The 25,844-nt window shown below is 72.8% G+C and carries 30 protein-coding genes and 2 pseudogenes; 11 read left to right on the top strand and 21 right to left on the bottom strand.

All coding sequences use genetic code 11. The annotated features are described in order from the left end of the window. Positions 1-31: 31 nt before the first annotated feature. The 3 genes from ABZ342_RS10805 to ABZ342_RS10795 are packed head-to-tail and all read right to left on the bottom strand — an operon-like array spanning position 32 to position 3,073. Positions 32-496: a MarR family winged helix-turn-helix transcriptional regulator gene (locus ABZ342_RS10805; RefSeq protein ID WP_360471256.1), complete on the bottom strand. Its 465-nt coding sequence runs from the start codon at positions 494-496 to the stop codon at positions 32-34. Between the two features lie 40 nt (positions 497-536). Next, the gene (locus tag ABZ342_RS10800; protein WP_360471253.1) at positions 537-2,096 is read right to left on the bottom strand and encodes an amidase; all 1,560 of its coding nucleotides are present in this window, start codon (positions 2,094-2,096) and stop codon (positions 537-539) included. Positions 2,097-2,128: 32 nt separating this feature from the next. Continuing rightward, positions 2,129-3,073, bottom strand: coding sequence for a LysR substrate-binding domain-containing protein (locus ABZ342_RS10795; protein WP_360471251.1), 945 nt, complete (start codon positions 3,071-3,073; stop codon positions 2,129-2,131). Between the two features lie 40 nt (positions 3,074-3,113). Here ABZ342_RS10795 and ABZ342_RS10790 point away from each other — a divergent pair, with 40 nt between their 5' ends. Genes ABZ342_RS10790 through ABZ342_RS10780 form a run of 3 tightly spaced genes read left to right on the top strand, consistent with a single transcriptional unit; the run spans position 3,114 to position 6,525 of the window. Continuing rightward, on the top strand, positions 3,114-3,854 hold the full coding sequence (locus ABZ342_RS10790) for a succinate dehydrogenase cytochrome b subunit (protein ID WP_360471248.1): 741 nt from the start codon (positions 3,114-3,116) through the stop codon (positions 3,852-3,854). Further along, a complete protein-coding gene (locus ABZ342_RS10785) occupies positions 3,854-5,782 on the top strand; it encodes a fumarate reductase/succinate dehydrogenase flavoprotein subunit (RefSeq protein ID WP_360471245.1) in 1,929 nt (642 codons plus the stop codon). Before ABZ342_RS10790 ends, ABZ342_RS10785 begins: the two co-directional genes overlap by 1 nt. Further along, positions 5,779-6,525, top strand: coding sequence for a succinate dehydrogenase/fumarate reductase iron-sulfur subunit (locus ABZ342_RS10780; RefSeq protein ID WP_360471243.1), 747 nt, complete (start codon positions 5,779-5,781; stop codon positions 6,523-6,525). The genes ABZ342_RS10785 and ABZ342_RS10780 overlap by 4 nt, the downstream gene beginning before the upstream one ends. A gap of 45 nt (positions 6,526-6,570) precedes the next feature. Here the strand turns inward: ABZ342_RS10780 and ABZ342_RS10775 are convergent, their stop codons facing one another. The 3 genes from ABZ342_RS10775 to ABZ342_RS10765 form a co-directional block, all read right to left on the bottom strand. Continuing rightward, positions 6,571-7,131 carry a class F sortase gene (locus ABZ342_RS10775; protein WP_360471241.1) on the bottom strand — a complete coding sequence of 187 codons (561 nt, stop codon included), beginning with the start codon at positions 7,129-7,131 and terminating at the stop codon, positions 6,571-6,573. Positions 7,132-7,135: 4 nt separating this feature from the next. After that, complete coding sequence (locus tag ABZ342_RS10770) at positions 7,136-7,906, bottom strand: choice-of-anchor P family protein (protein WP_360471238.1); 771 nt, start codon at positions 7,904-7,906, stop codon at positions 7,136-7,138. A 343-nt stretch (positions 7,907-8,249) separates the two neighbouring features. Continuing rightward, complete coding sequence (locus tag ABZ342_RS10765) at positions 8,250-8,714, bottom strand: hypothetical protein (protein ID WP_155547132.1); 465 nt, start codon at positions 8,712-8,714, stop codon at positions 8,250-8,252. Between the two features lie 110 nt (positions 8,715-8,824). Between ABZ342_RS10765 and ABZ342_RS10760 the strand changes: the two genes are divergently transcribed. Together ABZ342_RS10760 and ABZ342_RS10755 are read left to right on the top strand one after the other, a co-directional pair. Then, positions 8,825-9,664 carry an LLM class F420-dependent oxidoreductase gene (locus ABZ342_RS10760; RefSeq protein WP_360471236.1) on the top strand — a complete coding sequence of 280 codons (840 nt, stop codon included), beginning with the start codon at positions 8,825-8,827 and terminating at the stop codon, positions 9,662-9,664. 126 nt (positions 9,665-9,790) lie between these two features. Beyond that, on the top strand, positions 9,791-10,087 hold the full coding sequence (locus ABZ342_RS10755; RefSeq protein ID WP_155547134.1) for a DUF1540 domain-containing protein: 297 nt from the start codon (positions 9,791-9,793) through the stop codon (positions 10,085-10,087). On the opposite strand, the gene ABZ342_RS10750 is transcribed toward ABZ342_RS10755, so the two are convergent. Both ABZ342_RS10750 and ABZ342_RS10745 read right to left on the bottom strand, forming a co-directional pair. Further along, positions 10,071-10,445: a hypothetical protein gene (locus ABZ342_RS10750; protein WP_360471233.1), complete on the bottom strand. Its 375-nt coding sequence runs from the start codon at positions 10,443-10,445 to the stop codon at positions 10,071-10,073. The two genes, ABZ342_RS10755 and ABZ342_RS10750, sit on opposite strands and share 17 nt — an antisense overlap. Then, complete coding sequence (locus tag ABZ342_RS10745) at positions 10,445-10,744, bottom strand: hypothetical protein (RefSeq protein WP_360471230.1); 300 nt, start codon at positions 10,742-10,744, stop codon at positions 10,445-10,447. The genes ABZ342_RS10750 and ABZ342_RS10745 overlap by 1 nt, the downstream gene beginning before the upstream one ends. Before the next feature lie 209 nt (positions 10,745-10,953). On the opposite strand from ABZ342_RS10745, the pseudogene ABZ342_RS10740 reads away from it, so the two are divergent. After that, positions 10,954-11,372, top strand: a pseudogene (locus ABZ342_RS10740) (TetR-like C-terminal domain-containing protein). Here the strand turns inward: ABZ342_RS10740 and ABZ342_RS10735 are convergent. The 3 genes from ABZ342_RS10735 to ABZ342_RS10725 all read right to left on the bottom strand — a co-directional run bounded on the left by ABZ342_RS10735 (position 11,362) and on the right by ABZ342_RS10725 (position 14,372). Beyond that, entirely contained in the window at positions 11,362-11,835 is a 474-nt protein-coding gene (locus ABZ342_RS10735; RefSeq protein WP_360471228.1) for a hypothetical protein, read from the bottom strand. The pseudogene ABZ342_RS10740 and the gene ABZ342_RS10735 sit on opposite strands and share 11 nt — an antisense overlap. Positions 11,836-11,871: 36 nt before the next feature. Continuing rightward, positions 11,872-12,189 carry a hypothetical protein gene (locus tag ABZ342_RS10730; RefSeq protein WP_360471225.1) on the bottom strand — a complete coding sequence of 106 codons (318 nt, stop codon included), beginning with the start codon at positions 12,187-12,189 and terminating at the stop codon, positions 11,872-11,874. A 161-nt stretch (positions 12,190-12,350) separates the two neighbouring features. Beyond that, a complete protein-coding gene (locus ABZ342_RS10725) occupies positions 12,351-14,372 on the bottom strand; it encodes a glycogen debranching protein (protein ID WP_360471222.1) in 2,022 nt (673 codons plus the stop codon). A gap of 196 nt (positions 14,373-14,568) precedes the next feature. Between ABZ342_RS10725 and ABZ342_RS10720 the strand changes: the two genes are divergently transcribed. Both ABZ342_RS10720 and ABZ342_RS10715 read left to right on the top strand, forming a co-directional pair. After that, the gene (locus ABZ342_RS10720; protein WP_360471220.1) at positions 14,569-15,600 is read left to right on the top strand and encodes an ion channel; all 1,032 of its coding nucleotides are present in this window, start codon (positions 14,569-14,571) and stop codon (positions 15,598-15,600) included. A gap of 100 nt (positions 15,601-15,700) precedes the next feature. Further along, a complete protein-coding gene (locus ABZ342_RS10715; RefSeq protein ID WP_360471217.1) occupies positions 15,701-16,096 on the top strand; it encodes a hypothetical protein in 396 nt (131 codons plus the stop codon). A gap of 190 nt (positions 16,097-16,286) precedes the next feature. On the opposite strand, the gene ABZ342_RS10710 is transcribed toward ABZ342_RS10715, so the two are convergent. Together ABZ342_RS10710 and ABZ342_RS10705 are read right to left on the bottom strand one after the other, a co-directional pair. Beyond that, positions 16,287-16,712 carry a pyridoxamine 5'-phosphate oxidase family protein gene (locus tag ABZ342_RS10710; protein WP_155547140.1) on the bottom strand — a complete coding sequence of 142 codons (426 nt, stop codon included), beginning with the start codon at positions 16,710-16,712 and terminating at the stop codon, positions 16,287-16,289. 101 nt (positions 16,713-16,813) lie between these two features. Next, positions 16,814-16,945 (bottom strand): hypothetical protein, encoded by a 132-nt coding sequence (locus ABZ342_RS10705; RefSeq protein ID WP_277875445.1) that lies wholly within the window; start codon positions 16,943-16,945, stop codon positions 16,814-16,816. Between the two features lie 100 nt (positions 16,946-17,045). Between ABZ342_RS10705 and ABZ342_RS10700 the strand changes: the two genes are divergently transcribed. After that, complete coding sequence (locus ABZ342_RS10700) at positions 17,046-17,648, top strand: hypothetical protein (protein ID WP_360471214.1); 603 nt, start codon at positions 17,046-17,048, stop codon at positions 17,646-17,648. Positions 17,649-17,661: 13 nt separating this feature from the next. Here ABZ342_RS10700 and ABZ342_RS10695 read toward each other — a convergent pair whose 3' ends face one another. The 4 genes from ABZ342_RS10695 to ABZ342_RS10680 all read right to left on the bottom strand — a co-directional run bounded on the left by ABZ342_RS10695 (position 17,662) and on the right by ABZ342_RS10680 (position 20,903). Next, positions 17,662-18,009 carry an STAS domain-containing protein gene (locus ABZ342_RS10695; protein ID WP_360471211.1) on the bottom strand — a complete coding sequence of 116 codons (348 nt, stop codon included), beginning with the start codon at positions 18,007-18,009 and terminating at the stop codon, positions 17,662-17,664. Then, entirely contained in the window at positions 18,006-19,226 is a 1,221-nt protein-coding gene (locus tag ABZ342_RS10690) for a SpoIIE family protein phosphatase (protein WP_360471209.1), read from the bottom strand. The genes ABZ342_RS10695 and ABZ342_RS10690 overlap by 4 nt, the downstream gene beginning before the upstream one ends. Then, positions 19,226-20,035 (bottom strand): alpha/beta hydrolase, encoded by an 810-nt coding sequence (locus tag ABZ342_RS10685; protein WP_360471206.1) that lies wholly within the window; start codon positions 20,033-20,035, stop codon positions 19,226-19,228. Before ABZ342_RS10685 ends, ABZ342_RS10690 begins: the two co-directional genes overlap by 1 nt. A 61-nt stretch (positions 20,036-20,096) precedes the next feature. Further along, positions 20,097-20,903, bottom strand: coding sequence for an alpha/beta fold hydrolase (locus tag ABZ342_RS10680; protein ID WP_360471203.1), 807 nt, complete (start codon positions 20,901-20,903; stop codon positions 20,097-20,099). 64 nt (positions 20,904-20,967) lie between these two features. On the opposite strand from ABZ342_RS10680, the gene ABZ342_RS10675 reads away from it, so the two are divergent. Both ABZ342_RS10675 and ABZ342_RS10670 read left to right on the top strand, forming a co-directional pair. Further along, positions 20,968-21,786, top strand: a complete 819-nt coding sequence (locus ABZ342_RS10675; RefSeq protein ID WP_360471201.1) for a helix-turn-helix domain-containing protein — start codon at positions 20,968-20,970, stop codon at positions 21,784-21,786. A 183-nt stretch (positions 21,787-21,969) separates the two neighbouring features. Then, positions 21,970-23,059: pseudogene (locus ABZ342_RS10670) on the top strand (S1 family peptidase). A gap of 3 nt (positions 23,060-23,062) precedes the next feature. Here ABZ342_RS10670 and ABZ342_RS10665 read toward each other — a convergent pair. From ABZ342_RS10665 to ABZ342_RS10650, 4 genes are all read right to left on the bottom strand, one after another. Beyond that, positions 23,063-23,329: a GlsB/YeaQ/YmgE family stress response membrane protein gene (locus ABZ342_RS10665; protein ID WP_155547145.1), complete on the bottom strand. Its 267-nt coding sequence runs from the start codon at positions 23,327-23,329 to the stop codon at positions 23,063-23,065. Positions 23,330-23,421: 92 nt separating this feature from the next. Next, complete coding sequence (locus ABZ342_RS10660; protein ID WP_360471198.1) at positions 23,422-23,793, bottom strand: hypothetical protein; 372 nt, start codon at positions 23,791-23,793, stop codon at positions 23,422-23,424. A 1-nt stretch (position 23,794) separates the two neighbouring features. Continuing rightward, positions 23,795-24,160 (bottom strand): DsrE family protein, encoded by a 366-nt coding sequence (locus ABZ342_RS10655; protein ID WP_360471195.1) that lies wholly within the window; start codon positions 24,158-24,160, stop codon positions 23,795-23,797. Positions 24,161-24,237: 77 nt separating this feature from the next. Continuing rightward, positions 24,238-25,788, bottom strand: coding sequence for an HD domain-containing phosphohydrolase (locus tag ABZ342_RS10650; RefSeq protein WP_360471193.1), 1,551 nt, complete (start codon positions 25,786-25,788; stop codon positions 24,238-24,240). Between the last annotated feature and the right edge of the window lie 56 nt (positions 25,789-25,844).

Genomic DNA, 25,844 nt, shown 5'->3' with positions numbered 1-25,844 from the left:
TCGCGTGCTTGGCGGGGCATCACGCCGGGCCTCAGTCGTCGGTCGTCTGGCTGCGCTGGTGCTCGGTGATGTCGGTCAGCGTGCGCTTGAACCGCTCGTAGTCTTCGACGCCCAGGCGGTCCGCGTGGCGGCGCTGGATGGCGGCCATGATCGCGTCCGCCGCGCTCATCTGGGCGAGGCCGCGCGCGGTCGGGCAGATCAGCTTCGCGCGGCGGTCACTCGGGTCCGGCCGCCGCTCGACGTAGCCCAGTGCCTCCAGCTCGTCGATCAGCGTCCCGATGATCTGCTTGTACTGCCCCGAAAGCCGGGACAGCTCGGTCGCCCGGACACCGCCGGGGTCCAGGTAGGCGAGCACGGCGCCGTGCCGGTGCTTCAGGTCGTCGAACCCCTGGGAAGCCAGCGTCGTGAACAGTTCCCGCTGCACCGCGAACAGGAGGCGTCCCGAAAGGACACCCAGGTCGGGGTCCGTCGCGTTGCGTTCCGCGCGGGTGACCATCGGCTGTCCTCCTCACCGTCGGCCCCCACCTTAACGATCGTCAGGAGCCGAGCGTGGGAAGGAAGGCCGGGGCCCGGCGCGCCGGGGCGGCCCGCTCGAACGCCGCCGCGAAGGCGAGGACCCGGGCGTCGGCCCAGCGGCCCGCGAAGAACGACACGCCGATCGGCAGCGGGCCCGCGAACCCGGCCGGGACCGACACGTTCGGGTAGCCCGCGACGGCCGCCGGCGTCGACGAGCCGAGGACGAACGCGTCGCCGGCGGCGTAGTCCGTCTTCCACGCCGGGCTGTTGGTGGGCGCGACGATCGCGTCCAGGTGCAGCCGCGCGAGCGTCTCGTCGATCGACCGCTGCGCCAGCGAAGTGGCCGTCGCCCGCTGCTGCCGGTACGTCGGGTCGGTCGGGGCCGGCGCGGCCGCGGCCTGCTCGAACAGCTCCTGGCCGAACTTCGACAGCTCCACCGGGTCGCGCCGGTTGAACGCGCTCAGCTCGTCGAGCGTGGCGGGGTGGCCGGGCCGGTGCGTGAGGTAGGCGTTGAGGTCGCGCTTGAACTCGGTCAGCAGCGCCGGCGTCTCGGCGGCGCCGATCTGGTCCTGGTAGGGCAGGTCGACGTCGACGACCGTGGCCCCGCGCGCGGTCAGCGTCCGGACGGCGTCCCCGACCACCCGGTCGACGTCGGCGTCCAGGCCGGCCAGCCGCCAGACGCCGATCCGGGCCCCGCGCAGGGCACCGGGGTTCAGGAGGGCCGCGTAGTCGCGCGGCTGCCCGGCGGGGATCGCCGCCGTCGCCGGGTCGGCCGGGTCGCGGCCCTGCAGCACGGACAGCGTGACGGCGGCGTCGACGACGTGGCGCGCCATCGGCCCGGCCGTGTCCTGCTCGGCGGAGATCGGCACGACGCCGGTCCGGCTGACCAGCCCGAGCGTCGGCTTCTCGCCGACGACGTCGTTCGAGCCGGCCGGGCAGACGATCGAGCCGTCGGTCTCGGCGCCGATCGCGACCTGGGCCAGCGTGGCCGCGACGGCGGCGCCGGAGCCCGACGACGAGCCGCACGGGTTGCGGTCGAGCACGTACGGGTTGTTCGTCTGGCCGCCGATCCCGGACCAGCCCGACGTCGAATGCGTCGACCGGAAGTTGGCCCACTCGGAGAGGTTCGTCTTGCCGAGGATGACGGCGCCGCCGCGCTGGAGCCGGTTCACCAGCGCCGCGTCGGCGGCCGGGCGGCTGCGCGGCAGGGCCCGTGAACCCGCGGTCGCCGGCTGGGCGCGGGTGTCGATGTTGTCCTTGAGCAGCACCGGGATCCCGTCGAGCTGCCCCAGCGTCCGGTGCGCGCGGCGCCGGGCGTCGCTGGCGGCGGCGGCCCGGAGCGCGCCCGGGTCGACGGCGACGACCGAGCGGACCTTGCCGTCGACGCTGTCGATGCGGTGCAGGTAGGCCGTGGTCAGCCGGACGGCGGTGAGACCTCCGTGGTCCATCCGCTGCTGGAGTTCGGGGATGGTGGCGGCGTCGAGGTCGAAGCCGAGGCCGGTCGCGGCGGCGGCGGGAACCGGGGCCAGGAGGGAACCGGCGAGGACGACGAGCACGGCGGCCGAGCGCAGACGATTCACGGCGTCCATGCCACTCCGGAACGCGGCGCCGGTCAACCCTCCGTTGGTCGGGCACTTCCTCTGTCCACAAGGGACTCGATGCCGGGCGGCAGGCTCGCCCGGTCGGCCACGAACCCGACGATCGCGGTGCGCAACGCGCGGACGGCGCGAGTCGGCTCGACCTCCTTGCGGTAGGCCAGCTGCACGATCCGCGTCATGCCCGCTTCCGGCGCGAACCGCGTCATCACGAACCGCTCGCCGGCCACGGTGCTCGGCACGACGGCCGACCCGACGCCGGCGCGCACCAGCTCCAGCACGGCGTCCATCTCGCCGCCCTCGATCGCGAACGACGGCTCGAACCCGGCCGCGCGGCAGGCGTTGACCGTCGCTTCCCGGACGTCGTAGCCGCGGCGGAACATCACCAGCGGGACGTCCGCGAGGTCCCGGACGTCGAGGCGGCTGTGCCGCACCGGCGCGTCCGCGGGGGAGATCACCACCAGCTCCTCCAGCAGCAGGGGCGTCGCCGCCAGGTGGGGGTCACCGGACATCCGCGCACCGGCCAGCAGAGCCAGGTCCAGCGCGCCTTCGGCGAGCCGCTGCCGGAGATCGCCCGACCCGCTTTCGTGCAGCTCCAGCTGGATGCCGGGGTACCGGCGCCGGAACGCCGAGAGCATCGCGGGCAGCAGACCGGTGCACAGGCTGGGCGGCGCGCCGAGGCGAACCCGGCCGCGGTCCAGTTCGTCGAGTTCCCGGATCGCGAGCCGCGCGGACTCGGTCTCCGCCAGGATCCGCCGCGCGATCGGCAGCAGGACTTCGCCGGCTTCGGTGAGCGAGACGTTGCCGCGGATCCGGTGGAACAGCGGCGCGCCGAGGTCGTGTTCGAGCGTGCGGATCTGCTGGGACAGCGAGGGCTGCGCGACCCGCATTTCCTCGGCGGCGCGCGTGAAGTGCCGGTGCTCCGCGACGGCGACGAAGTAGGCGAGCTGGTGCAGCTGCATGACACCACGATAGCGGCTGACTATCGAATGCAGAGTTATCATGTCTTTGACCTCTGGTGACGGGGCTCTTACCGTCGATCGGGTGGTAACTGACCTCGAGCGCCGATCGAACGTCCGCCGGTTCTGGGACTCGACGATCGGCAAGAAGATCGTCATGGCGGTGAGCGGCGCCCTGCTGCTCGCGTTCGTGTTCGCGCACATGGTCGGCAACCTGAAGACGTTCCTCGGCGCCGACGACCTCAACCACTACGCGCACTGGCTGCGCACCATCGGCGAGCCGGTCCTGCACTACGCCTGGTTCCTCTGGATCCAGCGCGTGGTCCTGCTCGTCGCGCTCGTCCTGCACGTCACGGCGGCGGTGCAGCTGGTCCGGCGCGACCTGCGGGCGCGGCCGGTGCCCTACGTCCACCGGCGGCCGGTGCGCGCGACCTTCGCGGTGCGCACGATGCGCTGGGGCGGCGCGACGCTCGCGGTGTTCGTCGTCTGGCACATCCTCGACTTCACCGTGGGCACGGTGAACCGGGACTTCGTGCCGGGTGACCCGTACCACAACCTCGTGGCGGACTTCCAGGTCTGGTGGGTCAACGTGATCTACCTCGTCGCCCTCGCGATGCTCGGCCTGCACATCCACCACGGCTTCGCCAGCGCCGCGCGCACCCTGGGCGTCACCAGCGCGCGGCGGGAACGGGCGATCAAGATCCTCGGCAGCACGACGGCGGTCGTGATCGCGGGCGGCTACGCGCTCGTCCCGGTCGCGATCATGACGGGACTGGTGGATTGATGACGGACTACCTGACCGGCGGCCCGATCGCCGACACCAAGGCTCCCGGGGTTCCGCTGGAGAACCGCTGGGACGAACGGAAGTTCGCCGCGAAGCTGGTGAACCCGGCGAACCGGCGCAAGCACCGCGTGATCGTGGTGGGCACCGGGCTGGCCGGCGGGTCGGCCGGGGCGACGCTGGCCGAGCAGGGTTACCACGTGGTGCAGTTCTGCTTCCAGGACTCGCCCCGGCGGGCGCACTCGGTCGCGGCGCAGGGCGGGATCAACGCGGCCAAGAACTACCGCAACGACGGCGACTCCGTGTACCGCCTGTTCTACGACACGGTGAAGGGCGGCGACTTCCGCTCGCGGGAGTCCAATGTGTACCGGCTCGCCCAGGTGTCGGCCCAGATCATCGACCAGGCGGTGGCCCAGGGTGTGCCGTTCGCGCGGGAGTACGGCGGCCTGCTCGACACGCGCTCGTTCGGCGGCGTGCAAGTGCAGCGGACGTTCTACGCTCGCGGCCAGACGGGCCAGCAGCTGCTGATCGGCGCCTACCAGGCGTTGTCGCGGCAGATCGACGCCGGGAACGTCGAGCTGCACCCGCGCACGGAGATGCTGGACCTGGTCGTCGTCGACGGCCGGGCCCGCGGCATCGTCGCGCGCGACCTGGTGACCGGGGAGATCGAGACGCACCTCGCCGACGCCGTCGTCCTCGCGAGCGGCGGCTACGGCAACGTCTTCTACCTCTCCACCAACGCCAAGGGTTCCAACGCGACGGCGATCTGGCGAGCGCACAAGCGCGGCGCGTACTTCGCGAACCCGTGCTTCACGCAGATCCACCCGACGTGCATCCCGCGGTCGGGGGAGCACCAGTCGAAGCTGACGCTGATGAGCGAGTCGCTGCGCAACGACGGCCGGATCTGGGTGCCGAAGCGCCAGGGCGACACGCGGCCGCCGGGGGAGATCCCCGAGGACGAGCGCGACTACTACCTCGAGCGGCTGTACCCGAGCTTCGGCAACCTGGTCCCCCGGGACATCGCCTCGCGGGCGGCGAAGAACGTGTGCGACGCGGGCCTCGGCGTCGGGCCCGGCGGCCTGGGCGTCTACCTGGACTTCGCCGACGCGATCGCGCGCATGGGCCGCCCGGCGATCGAAGCCCGCTACGGCAACCTCTTCGACATGTACCAGCGCATCACGGCGGAGGACCCCTACCGCACACCGATGCGGATCTACCCGGCCATCCACTACACGATGGGCGGGCTGTGGGTGGACTACGACCTGCAGAGCACCATCCCCGGGCTGTTCGTCATCGGCGAAGCCAACTTCTCCGACCACGGCGCCAACCGGCTCGGCGCGTCGGCGTTGATGCAGGGCCTGGCCGACGGCTACTTCGTGCTCCCGGCGACCCTCAACGACTACCTCGGCGGCACCCGCCTGGACTCCGTGTCCCCGCGACACGAAGAAGTCACCCGGGTGGAAACCGAAGTGCGCGAACGGATCGCACGCCTGCTCGGCGTCGGCGGCACGCGGTCGGTCGACTCGTTCCACCGCGAGCTGGGCCTGCTGATGTGGGACCACTGCGGGATGTCCCGCAGCCGCGAGGGCCTGCGCAAGGCCCTGGACCGGATCCCGGGACTGCGCGCGGAGTTCTGGCGGGACGTCCGCATCCCCGGCGACGCGGGGGAGCTGAACCAGGAGCTGGAGAAGGCGAACCGGGTGGCGGACTTCCTTGAGCTGGCCGAGCTGCTGCTGATCGACGCGCTCGCGCGGGAAGAGTCCTGCGGCGGCCACTTCCGCGAAGAACACCAGACCGACGGCGGCGAGGCGCGACGCGACGACGAGCGGTTCTCGTACGTCGCCGCGTGGGAGTACGGCGAGAAGCCCGTGCTGCACCGCGAAGACCTCACCTTCGAGCACGTGCACCCGACCCAGCGGAGCTACACATGAAACTCACCGTCCGCGTCTGGCGGCAGGCCGGCCCGGCCACCGAGGGCAGGCTGGTCTCCTACCCGGTCGACGACCTCAGTCCGGACATGTCCTTCCTCGAGCTGCTCGACGTGCTCAACCAGGAGCTGATCGCGAACGGCGAAGAGCCGGTGGCCTTCGACCACGACTGCCGCGAGGGCATCTGCGGCTCGTGCGGCGTCGTGATCAACGGGCAGGCGCACGGCCCCGAGCGCACGACGTCCTGCCAGCTGCACCTGCGCTCCTTCGCCGACGGTGAGGTGGTCGACGTCGAACCGTGGCGTGCCAAGGGGTTCCCGGTGATCAAGGACCTGGTGGTCGACCGGTCGGCGCTGGACCGGATCGTCCAGGCCGGCGGGTACGTCAGCGCCCCGACCGGCAGCGCCCCGGACGCCCACGCGACCCCGGTGCCCAAGCCGGACGCGGACCTGGCGTTCGACAACGCGACGTGCATCGGCTGCGGCGCCTGCGTGGCGGCGTGTCCCAACGGCTCGGCGACGCTGTTCACCGCCGCGAAGGTGACGCACCTGTCGCTCCTGCCGCAGGGCCAGCCGGAACGCGCCCGGCGCGTGCTCGACATGGTGGACACGATGGACGCGGAGGGGTTCGGCGGGTGCACGAACACCGGTGAGTGCGTGGCTTCGTGCCCGAAGGGGATCCCGTTCGCGAGCATCGCGAACCTCAACCGGGAGTTCCGGAAGGCGAGCCGCTCGGGCCGTGGCTGAGCGGCTCGCCCCGGGTTCGGCGGTCGAGCGTGAAGGTGGTTCGGCTCAGCGCTTGAGCTTGGCGTACACGATCACGTTGTCGAGGTAGTTCCGGTTCGCCGCGTCGTACTTGCCGCCGCAGGTGATCAGGCGCAGCTCGGGCTCGGAAGTGTTGCCGTACACCGATTCCGTCGGGAACGACTTCTTCGCGATCTGGTCGACCTTCGTCACCTCGAACGTCAGCTTCCCGCCGTCGGCGCGGTCGACGTGCACCGGGTCGCCCGGCTTGAGCTCGTGCAGCCGCCAGAAGATGCCCTTGCGGTGGTCGCCGTCGATGTGGCCGAGGATCACGGCGGGCCCGACCTCGCCGGGTGTCGGGCCGTACTCGTACCAGCCGGCCTGCAGCGGCTGGTCGACCGGCGGCACCTCGACGGTGCGGTCGGGGTTGAGCCCGAGCGACACCAGCGTCGACTTCGCGTCGATCGCGGGGACGTCGAGCGCGGTCGGCAGGGACCGGGTCACGCCGGCGGCGGCCGGGGCCGGCGGTGGGGCGGCGGGGGTGGCCGCCGCTCCGCAGCCGGCGAGCAGCAGCGCGGAGACGACGGCGAGGAGGGCGCGGCGCAGCATCGCCTCAGCCCTCGACGGCGAGGCTGCCGTCGCCGGTCTGCGGGGCACCGGCGGGAACGACGACGACCTGGCCCGGCCCGGTCGGCTTCGGCGGCGCTTCCGGCGCGCGCTCCTTCGACGGTCCGCAGGTGACGGAGGCGAGCTTGACGTCGCCGCTGCCGAGAGCGCCGGTGGCCTTGCCGCCGAGCAGCTTGACGTGCAGGGCCGTGACTTCGAGGCTGCCGTCGTAGCGCTGGATCTGCTCGTTGACGGTCACCTCGGCGACGCCGGGGATGCCGAGCTTCTGGTTCGGCGAAGTGGCGGCGGGCAGCGTGCCGAGCCGGCCGAGGTTGACGCCGGCCAAGTCGCTGCTGCCGGTGACGTGCCCGTCGGCCGACGCGCACCGGGCGCTGATCAGCCGGATCGACGGCACGCGCCCGGCGGCCGCGGCGAGCAGCGGCAGCGTCACCTCGGCGACGCTCGCCTTCGCGGCCACGGACCCGGCGCCGTCGACGACCGAGCTGCTGATGGCCTTCGCGGTGACGAGCCCCTTGAGCGGGGCGTCGGCGACGCTCGCTTCGGCGGGCCCGGCGCTGCTCGACTCGGCCAGCTGCCCGGTGTCGACGGTGATCCCCTCGCCGCCGGTGAGGACGCCGGGCAGCAGGGAAACGCTCGCCGACGCGCCGAAAGCGGACCCGGTGACGGCGTCGTCGGCGGTGGCGACACCGGTGGCGCCGGCGAGCACGGCGACGGTCACCCCGGCCAGGCTCCCGGCTCGGAGCAGGGTCGTGCGCATGAAGAAAGTCCTTTCGCCGGAACGGAAAACGGGGAGACACCGCGGCGGGACGTGACCCGGCGGCGAGGGAAAGCCCGGCCACGCTATCAAAATCGCTACGCGGGGCAAGGATTCCTTGTGGTGACGGGGATGCCGGTGGTGCGCGATACGTGATCTTCGGATTCGGTAACGACACGAAGCGGTCATCTGAAGCTGAGGATTTTCACAATCCACGGACGCGGAGTAATGCCCGTTGCGGCATTCGAGGGGGTTCACCGCGGAATCGCACACGGACGAGTGATTACCTGGATGGGCGGCGGCGAACACTCAGCGTGATGTGACCACCACGGGCGTTTGCCGTGGCTCAGACCCGGTACGGGCCGTGGTTCCCGAGGTCCGGGCTCACCTGCGGAGACGGGCCACCCTGTCCCGAAACCGGGGTGACCGTCGTCTGCTCGATCCCGGCGGGCGGCCGGTCGGCGTCCCGCTCCTGGAAGCTCGTCTCCACGATCGTGTCCTGCCGCCGGTGGCCCAGCACCGCCAGCGTCGCCCCGTGCACCAGCGCCAGCAGCAACAGGAACACGCCCAGCCGGCCGACGAGCGCGGCCGTCGAGCCCGACCAGCCCGGGCCCACCACCGAAAGCAACGCCAGCACGCCGAACGCGACCAGGTGGAAGACCGTGACCACCATCCGCGCCATCGCGCCGGTCGCTCCGCCGCCGGTGCCGCCGCTCAGGTAGCGGCGGCCGCCGCGGTACAGGATCTGGCCGTCGGCCACCACGAAGATCAAGCCGATGATCAGGAACCCCGGGAGTTCGTTGTCGGGCATCGTGTCCTCCTCTTTGCGCGAGGGGTACCCGGGGACGCCGCGGCGATGAGCCGCTTCACCGGATCGAGCGACGACCGTCCTGGAGGAACTCCAGGTTTACGATCACGACCATGCGATTCGCCATCAAGACCTCGCCCCAGAACACCGAGTGGGCGGACATGCTCGCCGTGTGGCAGGCCGCCGACGAGATCGAGCTGTTCGAGTCCGGCTGGACCTTCGACCACTTCTATCCCATCTTCTCCGATTCGACCGGGCCGTGCCTCGAAGGCTGGGTCACGCTCACCGCGCTCGCGCAGGCCACCCAGCGGCTGCGGCTGGGCACGCTGGTCAGCGGGATGCACTACCGCCACCCGGCGCTGCTCGCGAACATGGCCGCGACCCTCGACATCGTTTCGGGCGGCCGCCTCGAAATCGGCATCGGCGCCGGCTGGAACGAAGAGGAGTCCGGCGCGTACGGCATGCGGCTCGGCTCGGTCAAGGAACGCAGCGACCGCTTCGAGGAGGGCTGCGAGGTGCTCGTCGGCCTGCTGACCCAGGAGACGACGACGTTCCAGGGCGAGCACTACCAGCTGACCGACGCCCGGTGCGAACCCAAGGGCGTGCAGAAGCCGCACCCGCCGATCTGCATCGGCGGCAGCGGTGAGAAGCGCACCCTGCGCACGGCCGCGAAGTACGCCCAGCACTGGAACTTCGTCGGCGGCACGCCCGAGGAGTTCGCCCACAAGCGCGACGTGCTGCACCGCCACTGCGCGGACATCGGCCGCGACCCGGCCGAGATCACGCTGTCCTCCCACGTCCGCCTCGACCCGGACGGCGACTACGCCAAGGTGGCGGCCGAAGCCGAAGCGCTCGGCGAGGTGGGTCTCGACCTCGCGATCGTGTACCTGCCGCCGCCGCACACCCCGGCCGTGCTGGAGCCGCTGGCGAAGGCCCTGGAACCGTTGCGCTGACGCGAACCTCACCCGGGCGTGCGGAGTGGATCACCCGGGCGAGTTGCCGCGAATTGCGCGGCTCCGCGACCGGTGGGAGCGTCGGGAAACCGCACTGATTTCCCACCACGGAACCAGGAGTCGCGCATGACCACCACCGAGATGCCCGCCGTCCACGAATGCACCGTCAGCGGGTGTTCCTACAACCACGACGGCTGCCACGCGTTCGCCATCACCGTCGGCGGCGACAACGGGTCCGCCGACTGCGGCACCTTCGTCCCGCTGAACACGAAGGGCGGTCTCGACCGCGTCGTGGCCCAGGTGGGCGCGTGCTCGCGAGCGGACTGCCGGCACAACTCGTCGCTGGAGTGCACGGCCTCGAGCGTCCGGGTCGGGCCGGGCGCGGGCGCGCACTCCGCGAACTGCCTCACCTTCGAGAAGTAGCGCTCCGCGCCCCCGGCGCCGGTCGATCCCCGACCGGCGCCGCGGCGCGCCGCCGGACGAGGTGCAGCCCGCCGGCGGCCACGACGCCGGCCGCCGTGATCACTCCGGTGTCCCAGGGACTGAGGGACTTCGACAGGCTCGGCGCCGTGCTCGGCCCGAGGAGCCAGACCGCGAGCGGCACGACGTAGGCCGCCGCCATCAGGCCGCTCCACCAGCGGGCCGCGCGCGACCGCGGGGTGCGGGCCACCACGATCGCGACCGGGATACCGGCGATTAGGGCGAACTGACCGAGAACGAAGATCGGGAACGCCCACGCTGCGACGAGCACGGCCTCCGACGGGCGGATGGGTGCGGACATCACTGCTCTCCCCGGGGACGCTGGGTGCGGGCCTCGGCGGCGATCTTGAGATCGGCCGGCCAGCGGTCGAGGCCGGGCGCGAGGTACCGGATGGCCGTGGCGGTGTCGGCTTCGATCTGCGCGCCCGTCCAGCGGATGCACCGTCCGGCCTGGACCTGCTGGACGTGATCACGAGCGTGGTGGCGGGGGAGGAGGGCGTCGCCGGAGCGGGCGTCGTCCAGCGGAACCGGGAACCCGGGTGCAGGGGGCCGGGATCCAGCCGTTTCGCGCTGGTGACGGCGGCCTGCCAGGCCGGCCACCCTTCCACGCCGGTCTGCACCTTCCAGACGGTCCTCACGGGTGCCTTGACGAACGTCTCGGTCCGGTGGTGGAGCTGGGCAGCGGCGTCGATGCCCTGACCGCGGCAGGTCAACGGGCCCGGGGTGACCGCGTTCGCCGGGGCGGCGAAGAGGCAGCGGACGCGGGGCCGAGCTCACGCGAGCGCTACCGGGCGCAGGCGCGCGCGGAGATCAAGCAGCACGCGTGGGAGCAGATCGCCGAGGCGGGCACGTCATCCGGGACTGGGCCCGGCAGGACCCCCAGCGCGACTTCCTGATCTACGGCACGCCGGTGCCCGGCTACCACGCCCCCGGCGACACCACCGCGATCTCGCACGAGGTGATGGCGGTGCTCATCGACGCGTGCGGCGAGCAGGGCAGCGGAGGTCCGGAAACCGCGTTCGACGGCCACCTCGCCGACCACCGCGAGTGGGCGGGCGGCGACCCGGCGCCGACGGTGGTGCTGCACCGCGCGCTGTCGTTCTGGACGCGGCTGCACGGGGTGCTTTCACTCGAGCCGGCCGGTCATTTCGCCGGGATGCGGTTCGATCCGGGCTTGCTGATCGACGAAGAGGTGGTGGCCCTGGCCCGGTCGGCGGTCACGGGGTGAAGCAGCTCAGCGACGGGAGTGCCGCCGTGGAGCTGTCCGACACTTCGACCAGCCACACCAGCAGGTGGATCACGACGCAGACTACGTCGTCCGGCTCCCCGCGGGACGCCAGCTCCACCTGGATGTCGCGGCTCTCCACGTCGTCGCCCAGTGCCGCGAGCAAGGCTCGCAGCGCGGCCAGCGGGCCCGGCGGCAGCCGGTCCACCTCGACCGGCCGGGCCTGGTCGTCCGCCACCGCGATGGTGAAGATCGACCCGGGACCGGCCGGGTGCCGGGCGTGGACCACGGCCGCGCACCGGTCGACCAGCTCGGCGACGACTTCGGCGGGGGCGTGCGGGGAGCCGGCGCGAGTGAGCGCGCCCAGCGTGTCGGCGACCTCCTCGTACGCTCCGGCCATCGCGGCCTCGACGAGGTCGGCGGTGAACTGCCGGATCGGCCCGCCGGGGTCTCGGTTCTCCGTCATCCGGTCGAAGTACCCCGCGGCGACGGGCCTAACCGGTCAGCGCCCCTCCGGTAGCGCGAAAAGGGTGTGCTGGGCGGGATCGTCCGGTTCGCCGCCGAGGCGCAGGCACTTGCGGCAGGTCACCGGCAGGTCGACCGGGGTGATCTCGCCCGCCGCGCCGAGCCCCGACCACCCCTGGTGGCAGGCGGGCGCGGGCAGGGTCAGCTCGTCGAGCCAGGGCACCCACGCGACCCGGTGCGCGACGCCGGACCGGCCGATCCGCAGCCGCATCCCGGTGAAGAGGCGGTGCTGCGCGGCCGCGAACCGCTCGGGATCGACGCGGGTCACCGGGAACAGCGGGATCGGTTCGCTCACCCGCCCAGTATGCGGGGCCCGGGTGCGTGTGCGCGGTGACCGGCCGGTCGGGGGGCGTGCCGCCCGGCCACCGCGAACAAAGGACTAGAGGGGACGCCGTCACGGCTATGACGGCCGGGCGGGCGGTTCACCGGTTCGAGTGACGGACGCGCCCGCGTACCTCAGCCGGCCGGGGAGGCGGCCAGCCAGTCGAGGTTGATCGAACCGGTGTCACCCGCCGCGTACGACAGCGTGACCACCGGGTCCCGCCCGGCGAGCGGGACGTCGGCGAAGGTCGTGGTGCCCCAGGCGTCCCAGCTGTCGGAGACCTTCGGGAAGCTCACCTGCCGCAGCGGGCGCCCGTCCACCGACAGCGTCATCGTGCGGGTGTCGCTGTTGGCGTTGGCGTAGCGCACGGTGATCGCGGCCGACCCCGGCGCGTCCGACGTCCGGTGCAGCGTGAACGACGACGCCGCACCCGGCGACCAGAGCCCGTCGAGGAACGCGCGGCCGGAGTAGCCGGTGTGGTTCACGTTCGTCTTCACGCCGCCGGTGTTGACCGCGTCCTCCGCTTCGAGGTGACCGGGGGCCGGGCAGCCGTCGACGGTGCCCGCGGTGTCGGCGCACCGGTCGGCGGCGTCGGGCACGCCGTCGCCGTCGCGATCGCCGGCGGCCGCGCCCGTCAGCGTGATCGCGACGGTGTGGCTGCCGCTCAGCGTCGACGGGATGGCATTGCCCGGCGCGGAACGGCCGTCGATCGTGAACGAGCCGATCTTGGTGCCCGCCCCGCGCAGCGTGATCGTGAGGTTCGCGGCGCGGTAGCCCAGGTTCCGGAGGGTGACGTCACCCCAGCCCGCCGGGAGGTCGGGCGCGAACGCGAGGCCGCGGTCGGTGAACGTCAGCCCGAACAGGCCGGTGTGGATCATGTCGAGGAACGCGGTGGCCGACCAGGTCTGGTCGGGTTCGGAGCCCCAGTGGAACTTCACGGTGTCGCCGAGCCGCTGGTAGCCGCCGTCCACGACGCCGGTGTGACCGTTGTAGATCTCCCAGAAGCCGCTGTTGTCGTCCGCCAGCTTGGCCAGGCGCGTGGTCTCGGCCGCGAAGGCGCTCTGGTTTCCCTGCCCGGCCAGCGCCTTGGCCCACAGGCCCTGCACGAGCGGCCAGACGATCGCGTTGTGCCGCCCCGGTTGCGCGTCCGAATAGCGGTCCCAGTTCGGGAAGGTGTCGGGCATGCCCCACGGCATTTCCTGGGCGCGGGCGAGGATCGACCGCGCCTGGGCCGGGTTCGCGATGCCGAAGAGCAGGGCGAACGCCAGCCCGGTGCCTTCCTGGTAGGCGCCGCGGGAGCCGTCGGCGAGGAGCTGGTAGTCGTACAGGCCGGTGTTCGCGTTCCAGAAGCGCTGGTTGATCGCGGTCTTCAGCGCGGCGGCGCGGGTCCGGTAGCCGGCGACCTCCGCGCCGGGACGGCCGAGCTTCTCCGCCATGTTCGCGGCGTTGACGTAGGCGGCGTAGTAGACCTCGTTGGTGCTCAGGTACATCCCGCTCGCCACACCGGGCCACGGCATGCTCCCGGTGCTCACCGACTCGGTGGCGTCCGCGGGCGGCGCGGGGTAGCCGGCGATGCCGTCGTTGAAGAAGGACGCGCCGGTGAACAGCCCGTACTTCGCGTTGAACCCCGCCGTGGTGGCGTGTTCGCGGATGGCCAGCGTGTCCGCCGTGGTGCGGTAGGCGTTTTCGAGGAACCCGCCGTCGCCGGTGACCAGGTAGTGGTGCCACGCGGCGGTCGCCCAGACGACCTGGTCCCACTGCTGGTCGTCCTGTTGCACGCGCAGGGCGCCGCCGGCGTCCTTGTCGACGACCGCCCACAACGTGTTCTCCGCCAAGGCGGGGGCGAGGAGGCTGGTCGCGTTCCAGCTGTTGATCGAGGCGTCGCGCGTCCAGGGCTGGCCGTACCCGCCACCCGCGCGGACGATGCCGGTGGCCGGGTCGAGCAGGCCGCTCTTGTCGTACTTCGCGTCGTAGCCGATCGTGTTGGTGCGCAACAGGTTGTCGAGCGCCGCCTGGTACGCGGTGCCGAACAGGGCCTGGCTGGCGGGGTTCGCGAACTCGAGCTTCGGCGGCGCCGGGCTGGCGACCGCCGGACCGGCGATCACCCCACCCGCGACCGCCACCGCGACGAGCGTCGAACGGACCCGTTTCCTCATGCGCGTACCTCTTCCGGCGCCGGGGGACCGGCGTCATTGCACCACGGTGCGCGGGTTTTTCCCGGGGAACGCGGGAATCCTGTCCGTTCCTGTCCGCCCGTGCGGGCCGCCGTCACGGTCCGGTAAAGACCGTTGTGCCTGGTAGCACCGTGTGATCGGGTGTCGGGACCATGATCGCGGCCGGCGAGGAGGATCGGTGACGTTCTTCCTCTCGCGGCTGTTCGCGCGCTGGGCACCGAACCGGGGCTGGCTCGTGCCGGTCGCCGTCGTGGTGGTCGTGTTCGCGACGAGCTGGCCGCTGATGGCGCTGGCCGAGCCGGCGGGCAGCGAGCTGGTCCGGCCCGGCAACTACTGGTGGTACTTCGTCGTCACGACGACCACGGTCGGCTACGGCGACTTCTCGCCTGGGACGCTCGCCGGGCACTTCGTGGGCGCGTACGTCATCGCCGGCGGGCTCGCCACGCTCACGACGGTGTTCACGAAGCTCGCTTCGGTGCTGGAACAGGCGAAGGGACGGCGGATGCAGGGGACGGAGGCGGTGCGCGCGACCGGGCACACGGTGCTGATCGGGTACGCGGCCGGGCGGACCGAGCGGATCGTCGCCCAGCTGCTCGCCGACGGCGTAACCGGGCTGGTGCTGTGCGCGCAGGTGCCGGCGCACCCGATGCCGGGGCAGCCGGTGGACTTCGTCCGCGGCGAGCCGACGGCCGCCGAGGTGCTGGAGAAGGCGGGCGTGCCACGCGCGGCCGCCGTCCTGGTCGACGTGGCCGACGACAACGAGGCGCTGGCGGTCGCGGTGACCGTGGTCCACGCCAGCCCGGCGTCGCACGTCGTGGTCACCCTGCGCGACCTCGAGCGAGCCGAGCTGGTGCGCTACGTGGACCCGCGGATCCGCTGCGTGCAGTGGCACACGCCCCGGATGGTGACCGAGGAGCTGACTTCGCCGGGGATCGCCGAGGTCTACGCGGAGCTGATGACGGCCGGCGGGGCGGACACGTTCTCGGTGACGCTCCCGGAGTCCCTCGGCCGGCTGCCGGCCTCTCGCTGCCGGACGGCGCTCGGGCGCGCGTACGGCGCGACGGTGCTGGCCGCGCGCACCGGGGAAGGGCTGGTGGTGAACCCGGGCTGGGACGCGGAGCTGGCGGCGGGCGCGGTGCTCTACTACGTCGGCCCCCGCCGCCTCACCGGCGGCGAGATCGAGATGGCATTGCGGGACGCGGAACTGTGATTCACGCGCTTTGTCCGGATTTCCGGAGGCTGGTGGTGGCCGGTTCGGGCTGCGGGTTGCATACTGCGACCATGGCGCGAGGGAAAGCGGAGGTCGCGCGGTGAGTCCCCGGGAGGGGCCACCCCGCCCGAAGTTCGGCAGGATCGACCCGTTCTGCCTGATGGCGGTGCTGCCGGTGCTGCTGGTGGCCGGCATCATCGGGTCGCTGGTCAACGTGGCACTGGGGCTGGGCTGCGCGGCGTTCGCGGCGCTGATCGTGCTGTTCGACTCGTGGGCGAACCGCCCATCCCGGGCGCCGGCCCGCGAGCCCGAGCCGGAGAGGCGCGAGCGAGCACCCCGCCCGGCCGGAGCCCGCCCCCCGGTGCGGCGCCCGCCGCCGCCGAGGCCGCAGGTCCCGCGTGGCCAGCCACCACGAGCGCAGGCGCCGCGGCCGCAGGTGCCTCGTGCGCAGGCGCCCCGGGCTCGGCAAGCTCCGCGCGAGGCGCCCTACCACTGAGCGAGGGTTCGCGCACCGCGGGTAGCCGGACGTGGACGCACCGCGGCGCTCGCTTTCCCGCGGTCGCGCCCTATCGGAGTTCGTTACGGGGCCCGAGCCGCCGAGCAGGCGGCATTGCGCACTGCTACACCGCGCGCCGGTCAGCCGCTCGCCGCTCCAATGCGGTCCGAAGTTGACGGCGAGCCTCCCGTCACACCGTTCCCATGTCCAGGGAAAGCCAGTGCTCGGGCCGCAGGAAGACCACGATGTGCTCGGCCATCTGCGTCCGCTCGAACTCCAGGTAGCCGTCCACCTTCTCCTCCGGCAGGTACCGCGCCGCCATCTCGCGGGCCCGCTCCGGGGTGTCCGGTTCCGTCCTCGTCACCGGGCCCTCCACCGAGACGTACCGGACCGTCGGGGTGGCCCGCTGCGCCAGCAAGCCGAACCGCCCGGCCGCGTCGATCGCCTTCATCTTGCGCGAGCCCGGTGCCGTGCGGACCCACAGCTCGCCGCCCGGGGTGTACTGGTACCACAGGGGAACCGTCAGGGGCGCGCGGTCCGGCCGCTCGGTCACCGACAGCGCGCCGATGTGGGGTTCCGCCAGGAACTGCTCGCGTTCCGCTACCGAAAGTGCCATATCCGTGACGCTACCGCGCACCACCGACAAGTGCGCGCGGTGAGGCAGGTGCTCCCGAACGAGCCCGGGGCCCCGGCACGGATCGCGCCGGGGCAGCGGCCTCACTGGCAGGCTTCGCAGTCCGGGTCGTCGATGCGGCAGGCCGCGCCGTCGGTCAGCTCGAAGTCGAAGTCGTCGAGCGCGGGCACCACCGGGGTGGTGGACGTGCTCTCCGGCGTCGTGGTGGCGGACATGGCCCTCCCTAGGGATTCGTACGGTTCCTACCCTCTGTAGCGCCCAAGATCCGCCCGCATTCCGTGACGCGGAGCACACCGGTTCTGGTAGCTTCCCGGCATGCGCCTCGCCTTCGCCCGGACGCTCGCGATCTTCGCATCCCTCCTCGTGTTTTCCCTGTTCAGCCCGCCTGCGAACGCGTCTTCGCGGCCCGGCTGCGAGTGCTCGACCCCCTCGATCGACCGGCTGCAGCAGTGGCTCGCGAGCGGCGAGGGCGCCACCGTCCCGCCCACCGGCACGCTTCTCGTCCCCGAAGGCCGCCGGTACGCGGCGAAGGTGACGTTTCTGAATGCCGAGTGGCACGTGGTCGTCGTCTGGCTCGGCAACCAGTTCGACGCGCAGGCCGACCTCTCCCGCTCGGCCGGCTTCTGGCTGACCTACCGCGCGACCGACGACCTCTACGTCCAGCTGCGCCCGGCGTCCCACTGGAGCGGCGGCGACAAGTGGCTGACCCCGGTGCCCTCGACCCGCGGGAAGCTCGTCACGAAGTTCTTCAGCTTCCGGCCCGAGGCTTGGACGTCGCTGCCGGAGCTGGGCACCCCGGCGTACTCGTTCGCGTCGGCCCTCGCCGAGGCCCGGGGCCTGGTGTTCGTCGGCAAGACGCCCAACCGGCTCGAGTTCCGCGGCCTGCGCGTCGACGGCTACCGGCCGCCCTGCCTCTGACGATCGCCGGCGGTCAGGCGTGGGCGGCGATGGCGTCGCCGGCCGTCGGGTAGGTCGGGAAGAAGTCCGCCAGCCCGGTCAGCGTGAGCGTTCGCGTGAGCCGGGCCGGCACGGCGACCAGCGCGACCTTCGCCTTGGCCGCCTCCGCGACGTTGCGGGCCGCGATGAGGGCCGAAATCCCGCTGGAGTCGCAAAAAGTCACATCCGCCAGGTCCACCACCAGCAGCTGGCCTGCCGTCACGGTGAGCTCCGCGATGCGCGCGCGGAGCCGGGGCGCGGTGGCCACGTCGAGCTCTCCGCGGACGGTCAGGACGGGGCCGGTGGCGGCCGGTTCGGTCGAAGTCGAGAAGGGGCTCGTCATGGCTGGTCGCCTCCGGGCAGGGGGATGCTGAACGCCAGCAGCGCGGTGTCGTCCTCGACGCCGTCGCCGAAGCCGGCCAGCAGGGCGGTGACCGCCTCGACCACCGCGGGGGCGGTGGTCGGAGCCAGGCCGGTCAGGTCGTCGCGCAGCTGCTCCTCGCTGTAGCGAGTGCGGCCGCGCGTGCGGGCTTCGGTCAGCCCGTCGGTGTAGAGGAGCACGGTGTCCCCGGGCTCGAGGCGCACGTCCACCGCGGCGAAGCGCGCGCCGGGCAGGGCGCCGACCAGCTGGCCGCCCGGGAGCGGCAGGAACGTCGTCCCGCCGGCCCGGATCAGCAGCGCCGGCGGGTGGCCGCCGCCGGCCAGGGTGACCGTCGCGCTGTCGCCGTGCGGGCGGATGCGGCCGTGGATGACGGTGCAGTAGCGCGGGTCGGTGCCGTGGAACTGCCGGTTGAGCACCGTGTTGAGAGTGCCGAGCGCGACGGTCGGGTCCGGGTCGTGGACCGCGGCCGCCCGCAGCGTGTAGCGCGCCAGCGACGTCACCACCGCGGCCGCGGCGCCCTTGCCCGAGACGTCGCCGAGGAAGAACCCCCACGTGTCGCCGGTGACCGGGAACAGGTCGTAGAAGTCGCCGCCCACCTGGTCGGCCGACGCGGGGTGGTAGTACGCCGCCACCCGCATCCCGGGCACTTCCGCCAGCGCGGGCGGCAGCAGCGTCTGCTGCAGCGTCCTCGCCAGCCGCTGCACCCGGTCGCGCTCGCGCTCGGCCTCGTCGCGCGTCCGCAGCAGCTCCTGTTCGTAGGCGCGGCGGTCGCTCGCGTCGAACACCGTCGTGCGGATCAGCTGCGCCTCGCCGTCGGAGCCGGTCTTGACCGTCGAGGTCACCAGCACCGGCAGCCGGGCGCCGCCCGCCGTCTTCATCTCGAAGGCGACGCCGCCGAGCTCGCCCTGCATCCGCAGCAGCGGTGCGAAGTGCGTCTCGTGGTAGAGCCGGCCGCCGACGGTGAGCAGGTCGGAGAACCGGCGCCGGCCGACGATCTCGTCGCGTTCGTGACCCAGCCAGGCGAGCAGCGTGCCGTTGATCTTCGCGATCGTGCCGTCGAGCAGCGTCGAGAAGTACCCGCAGGGCGCGTTTTCGTAGAGGTCCTCCGCGCTGTCTTCCAGCAGCGCGGAGAACGCCGGGCCGGTGTTCTCCCGGTCGCTCGCGCCGGCTTCGCACATCACGGGCCGCTCACGAACGCCGTGATCGCGGCCGCGGTGGCGTCGGGGGCGCTCAGCTGCGGGCAGTGCCCGGTCGCGTCGAGCGTCACCAGGCGGCTGCCCGCGATCCGCTCGTGGGTGAACCGCCCGACCTCCGGGGGCGCGATGGCGTCGTGGGCGCAGTCGAGGACCAGCGTCGGCACGGAGACCTTCGCCAGGTCGGCGCGGTTGTCGGAGAGGAACGTCGCTCTCGCGAAGACCCGCGCGATCGCGGGATCGGTCCGGCAGAAGCTGTTCGTAAGCTCCTCGCCCAGCTCCGGGCGGTCCGGGTTGCCCATGATCACCGGCGCCATCGCCGCCGACCAGCCCAGGTAGTTCGACTCCAGCGCGTCGAGGAGCTCGTCGATGTCGGCCCGGCTGAACCCGCCGCGGTAGTCCTCGTCGTCGATGTAGCACGGGGACGGCGTGAGCAGCACCAGCTTCGCGAACCGGGCCGGCTCGCGGTTGGCGGCCAGCACCGCGATCATCGCGCTGACCGAATGCCCCACGAGCACGACGTCGGTCAGGTCCAGCTCCTCGCACAGGGCCAGGACGTCGTCGGCGTACCCGTCGAGCGTGCCGTAGCGCTCCGGCGTCCATTCCGACAGGTCCGAGCGCCCGGCGCCGGTGTGGTCGAACAGCACCACGCGGTAGCGCTCGGCCAGGGCGGGGACGACGAGGCGCCACAGGTTCTGGTCGCAGCCGAAACCGTGGGCGAGCAGGACCGTCGGCCCCGTTTCGCGTCCGGTCACGACCACGTTGTTCCTGGTGCGCATGCTCACCGGGCACATCCTGCCACCCGGGCACGCGCGGCGTCGGCCGAGCCACGGCGTGGTCGGGCCCGCCCGGTCGCTACGGGCGCGGGCGCGCCGGGCTTTCCCTGCTCAGCGCGGGCGAGGCGGTGAAGGCCAGCAGCGCCTCGGCGGTCCGCGGCGGGTCTTCCAACATCGGCGAGTGACCGACGCCGGGCAGCGGCACGACCCGCGCGCCCGGCACGGCGCGATAGGCCGCGAGGGAGCTCGACGGCCGCCACCGCCGGTCGTCTTCGCCGAAGAGCACCAGCACCGGCGTGCCCAGCGCCCGCAGCCGGTCCGGGATCGCTTGCCGCGCAAGGTATTCGACGGCTCCGCGCTGGGTCGCGGTGAACGAGGTGAAGGTCATCCCGCGCACGTCGTCCACGAGCGGCGCGGGCGCCTCGTGGCCGGGCCGGCCGAACGCGGACGCCATGGCCTGGCGGATCTGCTCGTCGGTCAGCCGCGCCCACTGCCCGGCGTCGAACGCGACCTGCGGGCCGATGTAGGTGTCCAGGCTCGGTCCGGTGTCGACGAGCACGAGCGCGGTCACCAGCGCGGGTCGCCGCTCGGCGAGGGCGGTGGCGACCAGGCCGCCGCTGGAGTGCCCGACGACCACGGCGTGCCCGGCGCCGAGCCGGTCCAGCGCCTCACCGGCCCGGCGGGCCTGCTCGGGGACGTCGTACGCGGCATCGTCCGGCTTGGCCGACCGGCCGTGTCCGAGCAGGTCGATCCGGACCACGCGGTGGGTTCCGGTCAGCAGGGGGAGCAGCGCGTCCCACGAGCGGGCCGAGGACGCGGAGCCGTGGATCAGGAGGAGGACCGGGGCGTCACGGGGGCCGTCGTCGGTCGTGTGGAGGTTCGTCATGGGCCGACCCTGGCCGCTCGGGGACGCCGGTGGCTTGGACGAATGTTCCGCGTAGCTTGGGATGATGGGGCCGGTCGCCGAGGTGCTGTGGGACGTCGCGCTCCCGGCGTCGCCCTCCCGGCTGCCCGGGGCCACGATGGCCGGGTTCGCCGATCGCGGCCGTACCCCGGCGGGCCTGCGGCTGATCCCGCCGCCGGCCGTGACGCTGGCCCTGGTGTTCGGTCCCGGCGCCGTCGTCCTGTCCGGCGCGGCCGGGCGGGGCAGCGTCGTCGCCGGGCTCGGGTTCGGCACGACCCGGGTGCGGCAGGCGGCGGACTTCTCGTGCGTCCAGGTCCGCCTGCCCCCGGCCGTCGCGGGCGCGGTCCTGGGGGTCCGCCCGGCCGAGCTGGGTGGCGCTTTCGTGGCCCTGGACGACTTGTGGGGCCGCGACGCGGCCCGGCTTGCCGAGCGCTTGAGCGAAACGTCGTCGTGGGACGAGCGGTTCGCGCTGACGGACGCGGTGCTCGCCCGCCGCGCCGAGGCCGGGCCGGCGGCCGATCCGGAGGTCGCGTGGGCGTGGCGGCGCCTGGTCCGCACGCGCGGTCTGGTCCGCGTCGAGCGGCTCGCTTCCGAAGTCGGCTGGAGCCGGAAGCGCCTGTGGTCCCGGTTCCGGGCGCAGATCGGCCTGCCGCCCAAGCGCGCGGCGCGGCTGGTCCGGTTCGACCACGCCGTGCACCGGCTGGTCGCGGGTCAGGAGGCGGCCTTCGTCGCCGCCGACGCGGGGTACGCCGACCAGTCGCACCTGCACCGCGATGTCCGGGCGTTCACGGGAATCACGCCGGCGACGGTGGTGGGCGAGCCCTTCCTGACCGTCGACGACGTCGCGTGGCCGTCTTCGCGGTAGTCGCTGTGCGGTTACTGTGCGCGGGGTGAATTGTCCGATACCTATCTTTTGTCCTGTACGACGAAAGTCGGTACCGCCGCTCCCGGCCGCGGCTCACCCTCGGGCGCACCGGAACACCGGACCCCCACCGCGACCGGCGCGGCCATCCCTCGCGCCGGTTCCCCCGTGAAAGCGAGTCCCGGCATGCGCACAAGACACCTGCTCGCCCGCTCCGCCACCGGCTTGGCGGCCGCCGTCGCGGTCGCCGGCTTCCTGACGAGCCCGGCGACGGCCGGCACCGTCGACGGCTACTCGCCCGACGTGCAACGCGACGCGGTCGCCTCCCTCGCGGCAGACGCCGGGATCAGCGAGTCCGCCGCCGTCGCGGTCCTGCGGACGCAGGCGGCCGGCGTCGAGACCCTGCACCGGGTCACCGCCGCGCTCGGCGCCCGCGCCGCGGACGGCTACCTCGACGCCGCCGCGAAGCCCGTGGTGAACGTGCTCGACCAGGCGGCCGCCGACCAGGTCGTCGCCGCCGGCGGCCAGGCCCGGCTCGTCAAGCACTCGAGCGCGGCGCTGGCGGGCGCGCAGACCGCCCTGGAGGCCCTGCCCGCCGTCGCGCACACGTCGGTCGGCCTCGACCCGAAGACCAACCAGGTCGTGGTGACCGTGGCGGACGCCGCGCGGTACCGATGCCTTGCTGCGGGCCGCTTCCGCGCTCGGTGACCGGGTCCGGGTCGAGCGGGTCGCGGGCGGGATGCACGCCGCGATCTACAACGGCGAGGCCATCACCGGCGGCGGCACCCGCTGCTCGGCCGGCTTCAACACCAACCGCGGCGGCGTCGACTACATCGTCGACGCCGGCCACTGCACGCGCGCGGTGTCGCAGTGGAACGTCGGGCCGTCGCAGGGTTCGAGCTTCCCGGGCAACGACTACGGCCTGATCCGCAACACCACCGGCAGCGCCCCCGGCGCGGTCACCCTGTGGAACGGCTCCACGCAGCGGATCAGCTCCGCCGGCACGGCGACGGTCGGGCAGCGCATCAGCAAGAGCGGCAGCACGACGCACCTCACGTCGGGCTCGGTCACGCGGACGAACGTCACCGTGAACTACGCCGAGGGATCGGTGTCCCAGCTGATCCAGACCAACGCGCTGGTCAACCCGGGCGACTCGGGCGGCTGCCTGTTCGCCGGCAGCGTCGGCCTGGGCATCACGTCCGGCAAGGGCACCGGGACGTCGTTCTTCCAGCCGGTCGGCGAGGCGCTGAGCGCGTACGGCGTGGCGCTGAACTAGCGGCTAGTCCCGGCGGCTCCGGCCGAACGCCATCCGGTAGATCACCAGGATGATCAGCGCGCCGAGGACCGCGAGGCCCCAGGTGCGCAGGTCGAAGAAGGTGCCAAGGTCGGTGTGGAACAGGGTCTTGCCGACCCAGCCGCCGACGAAGGCGCCGCCGATGCCGAGCAGGATCGTGATGATGCAGCCGCCGGGGTCCTTGCCCGGCATGAGCACCTTCGCGATCACACCCGCGATGAGTCCGAGCACGATCCAGCTGATGACGCCCACGGGTGCCTCCGTCCGCCTGTCTTCCTGACCGCAAGAGGATGGCAGGCGGACGGCGCCCCGGCGCGTCGAGCCACGCCGACGTGATCGGATTCTCAGCCGGCGATGGCCCGGTAGCCCGAGCACAGGACGCGCAGCCAGCCGATTTCGCCGTCTCGCGCGGTGTAGTAGGCCTGCTGCTCGACGAGGTGGCCGACGCCGTCGCGCTCGACCCGCAGCCGGTAGGTGACGTGCTCGCAGTCCGCGACCCGCCCGGTGGTCACCGAGCACAGCTCGAGGATCTTCCGGCCGGGGCCGAACCAGCGGCCGAAGATCACGTCGTCGACGATCTCGGCCGGGTCGGTGGCCGTCCAGTGGCGGCCCGGGGTCAGTGCGGCGAAGTCGACTTCGCCGGCCAGCACCGCACGCAGCGCGGCGGAATCGCGGGCCGCGAGCGCACGGGCGAACTCTTCGCCTGGGGTGGTCATGTCAGTAGCTGAACGTCGTGACGGGCTCGTCGCCGATCCACTCCCACATCGGCACCGTGCCGCCGAGGGACGCGTTCGCGACGAGGGTGTCGTCGGTGAGGTGGCGGGCGGTGAAGCAGATCGGGCAGACGAGGAAGCGGCCGCCGGCGGCCTCGTAGCGCTTGACCAGCTCGGCCAGCGGCGGACAGCCTTCGCACGCCGTGGCCTGGGCGAAGCCGTCGAGCGCGAGCCGGACCGCCTCCTTGGTGAGGAACATCAGGGTCGCGCGGTGCTGTTCGGCGGCCCCGACGGCGACGAGGAACGCGACGGTGACCTTCTCGGGGTCTTCTAGTCCGGTGGTGAGGCTGATGACGGCTCGGGTGGGCATGGCGGGCTCCTCGGTTCGGCTGTTCGCAGGAGCTCAGCCTCGTTCGCACCCGGCCGCCGCCGCATGGGGCGGATGCCTCATCTTCCGGGGAAACCGCTGATGCCGTGTTCGAGGGCGAACAGCCCGGCGCCGGTCCGGTTCGACACCCCGGCCTTGGCGTAGATGTGCTCGACGTGGTTGCGGACGGTCTTCTCGCTGATCGACAGCGTCCGCGCGATCTCGCGGTTCGAGCCGCCGCCGGCGAGCAGGCGCAGCACCTCCACCTCGCGGCCGGTCAGCCCGGCGGGGTGCGACGGCCGTCGCCGCGCGTGCCCGGCGGCCAGCAGGACGGCGTCGACGGCGTGCGCGTCCAATCGGGACTCCCGCGCTTGCTGCCGCAGGATTTCGGCCGCGTCCACGGCGTCGCGCGCCGGGCGGTGCGGGCGCGGTTCGCGCAGCGCGTGGTAGACGTCGGCGGCGGCGAGCAGCCGGGCGTGCGGTGCCAGTGCCGCCCCGGCCGCGCCGAGCGGGTAACCGGAGCCGTCGAGCCGTTCGTGGTGCGCTGCGGCGATGACGGCGACCTGCTCCAAACCCCTTACGCGGCGCAGGATCCGGCCCGTCAGGTAGGGGTGCAGCCGGACGCGCTCCCATTCCGCTCCGGACAGCGGGCCGGGCTTTTCCCAGATGCTGTTGGGCACGCCCATCCGGCCGAGGTCGTGCACCAGCCCGGCCCGCCGGACGAGCCGGACGTCCGCTTCGGACATCCCGCTGAGGCGAGCGGCCTCGGCGGCGAGATCGGCGACCCCGCGCGAGTGCCCGAGGGCGAACGGGCACTTGAGGTCGGCGAAGTCGCCGATCGCGGTCAGCAGGTCGTCGAGCTCGGTGTCGGTGAGCGTCCGGTCGGGAGCCTGCGCCAGCGCGGTCGTCCAGACGTCGTCTTCGAGCAGGCCCGCCAGGATTTCTCCGGCGGCGTCCGTGAAGGCCTTGACGACGGCGGGGTCGAACTGGGTGCCGCTGCGCGCTTCGGCCATCGCGACGGCGGCCGGGACCCCGCCGCGCCGGAGGTACACCTCGGCGACCTCGGCGAGGTGCACCACGCGCACTTCGATCGGGAGGCCGTCGCCGCGGGCGCCGGTGGGCAGGCCGCTGCCGTCCCAGCGCTCGAAGGTGCCGGCCAGCGCGGTGCCGACCGCCGCGCCCAGTCCCAGCCGGTCGGCGAGCCGCCCGGCGGAGGTGCAGTGGGAGTGGATCAGCGCGGCGAGGCGGCCGCGGGCCCTGGCGAGGAACGCGGCGGCGAGCACGGCCCGCGCGACCGGGGCGCGGTCGCGGCCGGCGTGCGCGGCGAGCAGGCGCAGGAACGGCCGGCCCGTCCAGTCGACGCGGTAGGTGGCGGAGCGGAAGGCGATGTCGTCGCCGAACCACCCGGCCAGCTCGTGGGAGTCGGCGTGACAGCCGATCCAGGCGACGAGGGTGGCGTGGAAGGTCGTGTCGCGCTGGTCCTCGTCGAGGCCGAGCCGTTCGGCGAGCCGGGTCGCGATCAGCGTGGAGCGCAGCATGTGCTCCATGGGCTGGCCCAGGCCGAGATCGATGGCGAGCGACAGCGCGGCGAGCACCTCGGCCCGCCGTGGCCCGCTCGGCTGGACGGCCATGGGATCGCCTTTCCTTCGGGAGAAGCGTGCCACCCGGACGGCCGGTGACCAAGCTG

It is taken from the genome of Amycolatopsis sp. NPDC005961, assembly GCF_040629235.1.
Classification (GTDB): Bacteria; Actinomycetota; Actinomycetes; order Mycobacteriales; family Pseudonocardiaceae; genus Amycolatopsis; species Amycolatopsis camponoti.
The sequence above is the reverse complement of the archived record's forward strand: the minus strand, read 5'-3'. Positions and strand labels throughout refer to the sequence as shown.